This is a genomic window from Microbulbifer sp. SE14, from assembly GCF_059834885.1.
On sequence record NZ_JCBAJA010000067.1, the window covers coordinates 1 to 2,355 of the forward strand.

Sequence of the window (2,355 nt, forward strand, 5' to 3'; positions counted from 1 at the left end):
ACAGCGCGTTGCGGCCGCATAAGCACAACGACGGGTTGCCGCCCAATGTGGCAGAGCAGGCCTACTGGAAAACTCAAAAGACGGTGGCCTAAATCACTTGACCACTACATAATAAGCATGGGGCTCTTGATCACTCGAATGATTTATTTAGAAAGTTGGTGTAGGCAATTGATTTAGAAGGAAAAATTTATCTTTGTATGCGGTTGGATAACGGTGCACAATAGCCAAATGATAAAGAGCCATTGGCTTCTGAATAAAACTGTTAACTGATAAAGCAAAGAAATGAATACTCTCGGGGCAATATTCGAACTTTTTAAGCAGCGGGCTACTTCTTGCCTATATTGCCATCACACAATCAAGCACGACGAGATAGTTTGTCCTGGTTGTGAAACAGTGTATTCAAAGCAAGAAAAGCAGCTTATTGAAAATCAGGCTAACCGAAGGTTTCGAATTGGTGTGGCTATGGGCATAATAATAATTCCAATTTATGCAGTGGTATTCTTCTTCATTCTAGGAGGTTTAGCGTGATGTTCTCAGATCCGAGCCTGCTCTCAGTTAACCAGGCAGTGCAGCCGACGGCTAAGTTTGTGCACTTTTGCGCTGTAGCTGCGCTCCATTATCGCGCAAAAGCGCACAAACTTAGCCGCGGCTGATTGCGACGCTATAAGGCAATGCAATGTGGAAGCATGTAATCGTATCGAGTATTCAAGCGGCATTTGTAGGTGCGTTGATACTGGTGCTACTTAGCTCTACTGCGTTCGGCGGAGCTGCTGTTTTTTTTGGATTCATTGTATTTCCTATAGCATTTTCATGGTGTGTTATTTTCGCATACCCACTGATCAAGATTCGTCAAAAATATCGAATTCCTGAATGGTCGTACTTCCTGATTTATTTGGTTTCAGGGTTTGTACTGGGAGCAATAACACCAGTATTAGTGTTCGGTGTCTCGGTCAAATAATTTAGTCTTCAGGCGTCGACTTTTCTCGGGCTATATGGCGTAATTGGTGGCGCCAGTGCAATTGCAGCTTGGAATTATGTCCGTAGGAACGTCGCCTTATAACCAGGCTAGGCTGTATGCTCCGGCTGGCAACGTTAGCCTTAAAAGTGAGTAAAGTAATGACAGCATGGCTAGGACTTATAGGTGCAATATCAGGTACGGCAATTGGGGGAATAATTGCTTACTACACAGCAGCGCAAAAGCTTAAGCATGAACGCAACCTAGATAAACATAAGCGGTTAATTTCGTCATTTGAGTCAATTCATGAGCTTCTATCAAAGGTGTCGGATCAGGCTTCGATCTTGAATATGGGAATACTGGGTGATCTAGGATATGGGAATCGCCTTAAAGGAGACCTCATTAAAGAAAAAGTGCCACTTGACCGCCTACGTATGCTAGTGGATTTCTATGCACCAACAATTAGAGATGAAGTGCAAGGGATTTCTGATCAGTTAGCTATTATAGTCCGCGCTGCTACAGAAGTACTTCTTCAGAAAAATAGAACTGAAGACTGGAAGGAGAAAACTGTTGAGGCATCATCTATCGCGTCTGTAGAACTTACTAAGCTATCCAAGAAGGCACAAGAGAAATTATCAGTTCTTGTGAAGCCAATAGTGGAACCAGGCTAACAAGACGCTGCTGAGGAACAGTTTACTTTATGCATCTTTTTGCGACTCGCTACGCTCACATTTTCGCACAAAGATACATAAAGCAAACTGCCCCAGAGCGCAACGTTAGCCAACACAAGGAGGTTTCATGTTTAAGAAAAGAAGAAGTATCAAGCTCGGGAAAGGTGTAAGGCTAAATGTCGGCAAGAACGGCATTACCAGCCTATCTGTCGGCGAAAAAGGTCTTACGCTAAATACTGGAAAGAAAGGTGTTAAGGCCACAGCTAGTGTTCGTGGAAGCGGCTTGTCTGCAAGCGGGTACATAACGAAATCTAAGTCAAATTCTAAAGCACCAGAAGAGTACACGAGTGAAGGTTCAGGGTCAGCTATATTGTGGCTTATCCTTATAGGTATCATCATTTGGGTGGTCTTGCGCTAGGTGCGAACAATTCGCTGCTGAGCGGCTTGAGCCGTATGCGAGGAAATCCGCACGTACGGTTCTTATAGGGCTGGGGCGGTGACGGCTCCTGGCTACTCGGCAATTCATGATGAAAAAGTGCGGTGGTAAGACATTAATCCCAAATATTCGCTATAACGCGAGCATCGTGGACTCGATTGGCCTCGTGATTCTGTTGGGGTTGAGGGTGTTCAAAACTCTGTGTCAGCCAAATAGCCTCACAGGCTGATGTATTTCTCCAGGCGGTCCGGGAAGTGGATCGTCAGCTGTGATAGCGTCAGGTTCCAGTTCTG

At 44.9% G+C, this 2,355-nt stretch carries 2 protein-coding genes; both read left to right on the forward strand.

The features are described 5' to 3' along the window. Positions 1–1,116 precede the first annotated feature (1,116 nt). A complete protein-coding gene (locus AC6R19_RS22640) occupies positions 1,117–1,626 on the forward strand; it encodes a hypothetical protein (protein ID WP_500582135.1) in 510 nt (169 codons plus the stop codon). Between the two features lie 127 nt (positions 1,627–1,753). Continuing rightward, positions 1,754–2,044 carry a DUF4236 domain-containing protein gene (locus AC6R19_RS22645; protein WP_500582136.1) on the forward strand — a complete coding sequence of 97 codons (291 nt, stop codon included), beginning with the start codon at positions 1,754–1,756 and terminating at the stop codon, positions 2,042–2,044. The last annotated feature ends 311 nt before the right edge of the window (positions 2,045–2,355 follow it).

Coding starts and splice junctions, on each gene's coding strand:
- AC6R19_RS22640 (WP_500582135.1), top strand. CDS start 1,117: ATGACAGCATGGCTAGGACTTATAGGTGCAATATCAGGTACGGCAATT.
- AC6R19_RS22645 (WP_500582136.1), top strand. CDS start 1,754: ATGTTTAAGAAAAGAAGAAGTATCAAGCTCGGGAAAGGTGTAAGGCTA.